Below are 8,408 nucleotides of genomic sequence, written 5' to 3'. Positions count from 1 at the left end.
TATATACACATTATTTATACAAGATGACACCATCTCCGATGCCAAAAAGAAAAATCTGGCTTCTCTGTACAAACCAGCCAGCTCACGTCTGCTTTTTCTTGCAAAGCTGGTTTCTTTTGGCATGGAGCGACAATTTATCAAACGTGATACTAAAAATCAAAAATTAATTGCCGGAGGTGCCCTGTCCCCCATTGTGCTGGATTATATTATGGACAGTGAGGTTCCGAAACCATGCCGTCATTTTATCGGAAGAGATAAAGAACTGGAAGAATTATATACCATGCTTGAGGAAAACCGTCATGTTTTTCTTTGCGGAATCGCCGGCATCGGAAAAAGTGAACTTGCCAAAGCCTACGCAAAGCGATACATAAAGCATTACACCAATATCCTTTATGTAGAATATACCGGCAATCTCCATCAGGATATTACTGACATGGATTTTATTGATGATCCACCAGAAATCAGCGAACAGGAACGGTTTCAAAGACATAACCGTTTTCTGCGTTCTCTGAAATCTGATACTCTGCTTATCATAGATAATTTTAATGTCACTGCCACACAGGACAGCTTTCTGTCAGTAGTATTAAACTATCGCTGCCAGATTTTGTTTACAACCAGAAGCAAACTGGATGAATACTGTACTCTGCCATTAAAAGAAATAGAGGACATGAACGCTCTCCTCCAGCTGGCATCAGCATTTTATTCAGAGGCAGACACGTACCGGACAACAGTTGAAAAGATCATCGAAACTGTTCACTCTCATACTCTTGCCGTGGAACTGGCAGCAAAACTTCTGGAAAACGGAATCTCGACTCCAGACCAGTTATTAACAAGACTTCAGGTGGAAAAAGCATCTTTCCATAACGAAGATAAAATTAAAATAATCAAAGATGGACAAAGCAGCAAAGCCACCTATTACAGTCATATCCATACGCTGTTTTCTTTATACACTTTATCTCTTAAACAGCAGGATATCATGTGTAATATGTGCTTTCTTCCTTCCACCGGTATTTCTGCCCGTATATTTGCCAAATGGCTGGAACTGTCCACACTAAATGAAATCAACGATTTAATTGAGACTGGTTTCGTTCAGACAACAACACGTCGCACTATCTCTCTGCATCCGATGATTCAGGAAATCACTCTTTCAGAGACAAAACCATCTGTAAGTAGTTGCCACACATTGCTGGATTCTTTACAGCACATATGTTTAATGCATGGAATGGAAGTAGATTATTACAAAAAGCTATTTCAAACAATCGGAAATATCATAGAATTGATTGAAAAAGATGATATGCCAAAGTATCTGCTTTTTCTGGAAAATGCATTTCCATAGATGGATAACTATAACTATCACAAAGGTATGAAGGGAATCATTCAGGAACTGAAGGTGCTGTTAAAGACAAAAAGCATTGGCACCAACTCTGACCGGGCGTTATTACTGGATTTTCAAGCAGCCCTTGAAACCAAACCTGAAAAAGCAATAAAACTGGAAAAGGATGCACTTGCCCAGATAGAAAATATTACTGCTGACAATGCTCGTCTTGTTTCCAACCTTCATGCCAATCTCGGTGGACTTTACCGCATAAACGGTCATCCCGATCTTGCAAGAGAACACATGGAAAAAAGTATCTCACTGCTTGACCAATTTAACCTGCTTCATATAAATGACAGCATACCTCAGATTGCCAATTATGCAATGTTCCTGACAGAACAGCAGGAACCCGAAAGAGGGATCTCCGAATTGCAAAAATTATCCGGCATCATCAAGGAATACCATTCCGATGAATGTCTGGATTATGCCAAAGTACAGGAAACCCTTGGAACCATTTATCTGATGACCGCCAATCTTTCACACGCCAAAACACATTTTAAAAAAGCTTTCAAAATATATGAAAAGATCTGGCTGATGAGCCTGAAATGATTGAAGCAAAATATCGGGAGATTCAGGAGTTATATCCACAGATTGGATTTTCCATTGGAAAAACTCTATCCGGTCTTTTAACAAAATAAGTACAATTTACGGCGGGCAACTTGCCCGCCGTTATATTCAACTATTCGTCAAATAAATATATGCATCTTCCAAAGTGATATCATTATCCGGGGCGCAATTCTCATTTGGCTTTCCTTTGCTTAATACTTTCATATGAATTCCATTTTCTACATACTGCTTAGATGAAATAGAATAATTGGCTTCTAACAAACGGGCTTCTTCTGCATTTTGTACCGTACAATTCCAAACACAACCCTTTGCATTTTCCAGCAACCCACTCACGCTTCCGGAATATAAAAAACTTCCTTTTTTCATAATGGCAAGCTGTGTACAGGTTGCTGCTAAATCTTCTACTACATGAGTGGAAAACAGCACAGTTCTATCCTTTGAAAAATCAACCAGAAGATTGCGGATCCTAATCCTTTCTTCCGGATCTAACCCAGTGGTAGGTTCATCAATAATCAAAAAATCCGGATTATTAAGAAGTGCCTGTATGAGTCCGACACGTCTCTTCATACCACCAGATAATTGCCGCATTTTTTTATTCTGATGCTCTGTAAGAGAAGTCTTTTCCAGATAATAGGTAATTCTTTGTTCGAGGTCATTTCTGGATACTCCTGACAGTCCCCCCATATATACAAGACATTCTTTCACCGTAAGATTCGGATATAAGTCGATTTCCTGTGGAAGATAACCAATCTTTTTCTGTATTTTCTCATAATTTCCCTCGTTATACAGAATTCCATCAAGGGAAACCATTCCTTCCGTTTGTTTTAAAACAGTTGTAAGAACCCTCATCAAAGTGGTTTTTCCAGCACCATTCTCACCCAAAAGTCCGTAAATTCCCTTAGGTATTTCAAGAGATGCCTTATTTACTGCAACTACACCATTTTTAAATCTAACTGTTAAATCATTTATTCTAATACTCATAATCTATCCTCTTTTCTTTAAAGTAATTGGTAATACTGCAAATAAAAACAGCCCCGCTATAAAAGACACAAGCGTTCCATAAATCCAACTCTCGGACATTAATTGAGTAGGTTCACAAAAGCTGAAAGAAAACAATCCCAGATTTCCGAAAAATGAACTTCCCGCTTTTGATATAAGTCCAATGACAATTCCAAATAAACATCCAATACCTGCCCACATATTTCGAAGCAATGTACACAAAATCACAGAGCATATACTCCAAAACCAGATAGTTCCAAACATTGCAATGAAATATAAAAGAAATATCTGAATACCCGAAATGCCTTCGTTTACACTGCCCGGTTTTTGCCAGAAAAACAAAACATATCCAACACAAGAAAGTATTAATAAATATAATATTTGAACGCTCACTCTCTGCGATATTACTTTTAACTGCTTTTTTGGGTCATACAAATGAAATACATCGGCACGCTTACTTTTTACTTCCATCAAATATGTGTCACTACAAAAAATAATTGTTAAAAATGCTATTGGAGACTGAATTGCTGAACCGATTTCTTCATAGTATATAATCGGATGAATAACACACAATATCAGTATAAAGGCACATGAATAAAAAATCTTATATAACGACAGGCAGTTTTTGAGTTCCGTTTTCAATGAACCCTCCTCCTTTTCCAGATTGTAACAGAAATACATACTAATATAACAGATGCGATCACAAGCATAATCTGATTTATATTTGACATTTTGGCTGCATGTGTTTCAAAAAACCTGCCAGGAAATCGCACCATAATAGAGAACGGTCTCATATAATAAATATCATTCTTCTCGGTCAGCATATTTGAATATATAATGTGTAAAAACAAAACTGGTGCTGCCGGAAGCGGATTTTTAAATATTAATGCTGTAATTGTATAGACACAACATATCATCAAAAGATTCGGCACAATATAGATCAGAGAATTCACGCAAAAATCAATTGGTGTTACCGGAAATCCCGATTCTAAAGACGTTTTCAAACACAGCATAAAGAATATAACATTCAAAATCACTAATACTCCCAGCATACTAATGAATCCGCTTATTACTTTCCCACATATATATTGGATTGCCGTAACAGGCTTTGTATGTAATAATTCATAGGTACTTTTTCGTGTATCCTGAATAAATAAAAATGATAGCAAGACTGTTGCAAAAAAGGCCATATGCAATCCTGCAAAATCCGTGAACTTTTTGGCAAAGTACCAGGAAAAAGAATGTTCGGATAATTTCCGCTCGATATAATGATTGATTTCTTCTGCTGTCCCCTTATGAATTTCAAGGTCCTCATAAGCATATATTGCATTATAATAGCCATATTGGGATTCCAAAAACTCAGAAGCAGTCTTTACATCCATATTCTGAATTTCTTTCATTACATGATCCGCTTCCTGCCTGCTAAATCCAAAACCATTTTGGGAGGTGTCCATTAACGTCTCTTTGATCGTATCTTCCCACTCCCTTCTTCTTTCTTTATCATCAGATGTGGGAATGTACCCATCCATGACATCGGCATCTTCCAATTCTACATCATTTTGTGTGACCTGTTCATTCTGTTTGATATAATGAATTTGCAAATACGGTGACAGACATTGATACATACTGGCAACTATAATAATCAAGCCAATCCACAAAACAGGGTTCTTTAAATAATCAAGTATACTTCTTTTTATGATTGTTTTCATTGTATCTCTTCCTTTCTTTATTTCTTTAACAACATCATACAAATCAATTCTCAATAAATTCACAACAAAAAAGACTAAAACCACTTTATTTGTGATTTCAGCCTTATAAAGTATTTTTATTCAGCTTTGAAAAGAGCTTCTACATGAGCACCGCCTTGTCTGGCATTATATATTTTCAAATTTCCTCCATGCTTTTCACAGAAAATACGAGAAATATACATACCAAGGCCAAAATGCTTTAAATCATCTTGTGGATTCTTATGATAAAATGGTTCTGTTACTTTTTCCTCAGTATCCACAAATCCTATTCCATCATCTTCAACAGAAATTATAAGAAAACCATCCTTTTTCTTTATCTGCAAAGCAATACTTTTTTGTGCATATCGAACCGCATTTTCCAGTAAGTTGTCTGTCACTTCCATGACAAGTTCCTCATCCACTTTCACAATGTTTTGTTCCTGCACTCTTTCTACCTTACATAATTTACTTTCCTTCTTGGACAGCATGGCAGCTTCTGCCTCAATCTTTTTTGCCAGTTCCGATAATTCTATCTCTGAGCATTGCAGTTCCCTCTGTTCTAAATGGGACATTTTTCTCATGTTTTCCGTGAAATGCTCTATACGGTCAATCTGATACATGCCTGTTTGTAAGATATCAATAACATCCTCTGTTTTTATACTCTCAGCAGAAACAAACTCTAAGAGCATTTCCTGATACCCACGCAATATGGAAAGTGGAGAACGTATATCATGTGCAATTGCATTCCGCAAAGCCTTCTCGTCATCAATCATTCGCCACATCTTTCTGTTGTTATCTGATAAATCACTTCGCATCCTTTCAAATTCTTTACACAAAGTTCCCATCTCATCTTTATTTTCATAGGACACATGAAAATCCAGTTCATTATCTGCAATCATTTGTGAGGCATCTTTTAGTTCCTGTAGAGGTGTCTTTAACTTATTTTTATAAAAAAAGAATACCGCAACAACACTCCCAACAATCGAAAAAATCAGTACCGAATATGTTCCCATAAAGTCACACATTTCCGAAAGATGATGGTCCAAACGATTCATCTGTGATTGATTAGGTCTTGATATCTCAATCTCGTATTTCTTTCCATATTGCTGAAACACGTCCGTATAATCTGCATAATCAATATATTTTTCCCATATTTTATTCTGCATATTTCTTGCAAAATGAACTGTAAATCCAGATAACAGAAATGCTGCCGTTAAGCTGATCACAAAATAAAGCAGAATTGTTTTTTTCAGTGACAAGTTTCTTATTTTTTCCATCGGTATCCAATCCCCCATACAGTTTCTATGTATTCTTTTTCTGAATAATCCGCTATTTTTTTCCTTATACGCCGTACTAATTCCGTTATCGTTCTACTGTCCCCTTCCGCATCATATCCACAGACTTGTGCATATATACGTTCTTTATCAAACACCTGCCCTGGATGCATGGATAAGAATTCAATAATCTGATATTCAATTTTTGTGAACTCCATCCTGTGTCCAGCTATAGCTACTATTTTTTCAGAATAATCAATCAGCATTTCATCCATGAAACGGTATTCCGTTTTTTGTTGATGCCTTTCTTCTCTCTTTATGTTTGTAACAATCCTCGCTTCCAACTCCCGAAGACTAAATGGTTTCGTAATATAATCATCCCCACCTGAAAGCAACCCATTAATTTTATCATCTTCGTCAACTCTTGCTGTTAGAAATAAAATTGGACATAACACTTTACTGCGTATCAGACGACATACTTCAATCCCATCCATGCGTGGCATATTGATATCCAACAAAATAATATCCGGTTTCATTTTTATTTTATTTAATGCTTCCATTCCATCTGTAGCCGTAATGGTTTCATATTGTTTCATATTAAAATAACTACAAAGCATTTTCACCAATTCTTTATCATCATCGACAACTAAAATCTTGTATTTCATCCAAACCACCTCCAGTATCCATATTATACGATAAAAAACAATGAAATCACAACAAGAGTACATGAAGAACGTAAGCACAATATATCTTTTTTCTCAATTCCTGCTCAATTTCCCCTCAATGCCTTTTTCCTCCGATCTTCGTATGCTTATCTCACAGCAGAGCAGTACCACACCGGTACGACCTGCTGAATCAATCAATACGAAAACGGAGGTATTTTTTATGCGAGAACTCAGAAACACAAAAATCATTGCTGTAGATCATGGCTACGGCAATATGAAAACAGCAAACATCGTCACACCAACCGGCATCAAAGCCTATGAAACCGAACCAATCTTCACCGGGAATATTCTGGAATATAACGGCATTTACTACCGGATTGGCGAAGGACACAAAGAATTTATCCCGGATAAAGCTATGGACGAAGAATATTATCTTCTGACGCTAATGGCTATTGCAAGGGAACTGAATGTCTTTTCCATCCGTGAAGCAGATGTTCATCTGGCTGCCGGACTTCCTCTGACATGGATCAGAAATCAAAGAGAAGCTTTTCGTTCCTATCTGCTCCAGAATCCAGAAGTCCATTATCGTTTCAACGGCAAAGAATATCATCTCCACTTTGTGGGATGTAGCCTTTACCCACAGGGATATCCGGCTATCATAAACCAACTAGGAAATTTCAAGGGAACCAATCTCCTTGCAGATATCGGAAACGGAACCATGAACATTCTGTATGTCAACAATAAGAAAGCTCAGGAAAGCCGATGCTGGACAGAAAAACTTGGTGTAAACCAATGCATGATTGCTGCAAAGAACGCTGTTCTGGACAAGTTTGGAGTGAAGATTGAAGAATCCACAGTAGAACAGATTCTGCGGTTTGGAACAGCTGACATTTCAGCACCATATCTGGATTGTATCAGTTCTATTGCCAGACAGTATGTGGCAGAACTTTTTTCCACACTCCGCAAATATGAATACAATCCTGACCTAATGCGCCTGTATGTAGTTGGCGGCGGTGGATGTCTGATCCGTAACTTCGGAACTTATGACAAATCACGAGTCACTATCATTGATGACATCTGTGCCACCGCCAAAGGTTATGAATCTCTTGCTTATATGAGCCTGAAAAGGAGGGGATAAACCATGCAGAACAATATCCGCAACACAAACCTGCGTTTTAATCTGGACAAAGAACAGCAGCGGAGAGCCTGGGAATATTTACAGACAATGGACAGGCAGGATTTTAAATCTTACAGTCAGGTAATCTCTCTTGCACTGGTAGATTATTTTGACCGCTACTACCGCACACGGGCTGATCCTTATCTGGAAACAAGAGAACGGGAAGAACTTTTTGTGAAACAGATTGTAGATGCAGTGGAAAACAGTCTGAAACAGGCATTGCCACTTTTTCTTTCCGGACTGACTGCAGGCATGGCGCAAAGGGAGCCCCAAATCAGGTAATGTCATGATGCCAAGGTCAAAAGGTCTAAATCCACATGAGCTTGCTCATAAGTGGATGAAAGGCCTTGGGACCCGCCCCAATATGAGCCTAAAAGTGGGATGACAATCCCACGATATGCGAGAGGCTCGTCCGATAACATAACGGAGAGGATCCCCAACCGCTCAATTCCCACCGTATTCCAGAAATCCGCCCCGCTGTCCGCCTTTTTCCGCTCAAAGGACACAACGCCCACCGGCCGGAGCATCCTGTGCTTCAGCACAGGCTTTAATTTTTCAGCCTTGCCCAAAAAAGAATCATTGTTTTTTACCTGTCCCATACTGTCATTTCTCCTGTTCTCCCAC

General features: G+C 38.1%; 8 protein-coding genes and 1 pseudogene. 3 read left to right on the top strand and 6 right to left on the bottom strand.

Annotated elements, in window-relative coordinates:
• Positions 1-2,013, top strand: a pseudogene (locus DWZ60_RS17195) (tetratricopeptide repeat protein); the annotation flags it as partial.
• 37 nt (positions 2,014-2,050) lie between these two features.
• Here the strand turns inward: DWZ60_RS17195 and DWZ60_RS02370 are convergent.
• The 5 genes from DWZ60_RS02370 to DWZ60_RS02350 all read right to left on the bottom strand — a co-directional run bounded on the left by DWZ60_RS02370 (position 2,051) and on the right by DWZ60_RS02350 (position 6,607).
• The gene (locus tag DWZ60_RS02370) at positions 2,051-2,923 is read right to left on the bottom strand and encodes an ATP-binding cassette domain-containing protein (protein ID WP_117509305.1); all 873 of its coding nucleotides are present in this window, start codon (positions 2,921-2,923) and stop codon (positions 2,051-2,053) included.
• Between the two features lie 3 nt (positions 2,924-2,926).
• Entirely contained in the window at positions 2,927-3,583 is a 657-nt protein-coding gene (locus DWZ60_RS02365; RefSeq protein ID WP_243038177.1) for a transporter, read from the bottom strand.
• On the bottom strand, positions 3,580-4,650 hold the full coding sequence (locus tag DWZ60_RS02360) for an ABC transporter permease subunit (RefSeq protein ID WP_117509306.1): 1,071 nt from the start codon (positions 4,648-4,650) through the stop codon (positions 3,580-3,582). Before DWZ60_RS02360 ends, DWZ60_RS02365 begins: the two co-directional genes overlap by 4 nt.
• Positions 4,651-4,766: 116 nt before the next feature.
• On the bottom strand, positions 4,767-5,945 hold the full coding sequence (locus DWZ60_RS02355; protein WP_118750256.1) for a sensor histidine kinase: 1,179 nt from the start codon (positions 5,943-5,945) through the stop codon (positions 4,767-4,769).
• Positions 5,933-6,607: a response regulator transcription factor gene (locus DWZ60_RS02350; RefSeq protein WP_014080778.1), complete on the bottom strand. Its 675-nt coding sequence runs from the start codon at positions 6,605-6,607 to the stop codon at positions 5,933-5,935. Before DWZ60_RS02350 ends, DWZ60_RS02355 begins: the two co-directional genes overlap by 13 nt.
• Positions 6,608-6,827: 220 nt before the next feature.
• Here DWZ60_RS02350 and DWZ60_RS02345 point away from each other — a divergent pair, with 220 nt between their 5' ends.
• Both DWZ60_RS02345 and DWZ60_RS02340 read left to right on the top strand, forming a co-directional pair.
• On the top strand, positions 6,828-7,745 hold the full coding sequence (locus tag DWZ60_RS02345; protein ID WP_118750255.1) for a ParM/StbA family protein: 918 nt from the start codon (positions 6,828-6,830) through the stop codon (positions 7,743-7,745).
• A gap of 3 nt (positions 7,746-7,748) precedes the next feature.
• Positions 7,749-8,066 (top strand): hypothetical protein, encoded by a 318-nt coding sequence (locus DWZ60_RS02340; protein WP_010782300.1) that lies wholly within the window; start codon positions 7,749-7,751, stop codon positions 8,064-8,066.
• 2 nt (positions 8,067-8,068) lie between these two features.
• On the opposite strand, the gene DWZ60_RS17190 is transcribed toward DWZ60_RS02340, so the two are convergent.
• Positions 8,069-8,383: a hypothetical protein gene (locus tag DWZ60_RS17190; RefSeq protein WP_010782299.1), complete on the bottom strand. Its 315-nt coding sequence runs from the start codon at positions 8,381-8,383 to the stop codon at positions 8,069-8,071.
• Positions 8,384-8,408 lie beyond the last annotated feature (25 nt).

Origin of the sequence: Blautia sp. AF34-10 (assembly GCF_003477865.1) — a bacterium.
In the GTDB taxonomy this organism is placed as follows: domain Bacteria; phylum Bacillota; class Clostridia; order Lachnospirales; family Lachnospiraceae; genus Fusicatenibacter; species Fusicatenibacter saccharivorans.
The sequence above is the reverse complement of the archived record's forward strand: the minus strand, read 5'-3'. Positions and strand labels throughout refer to the sequence as shown.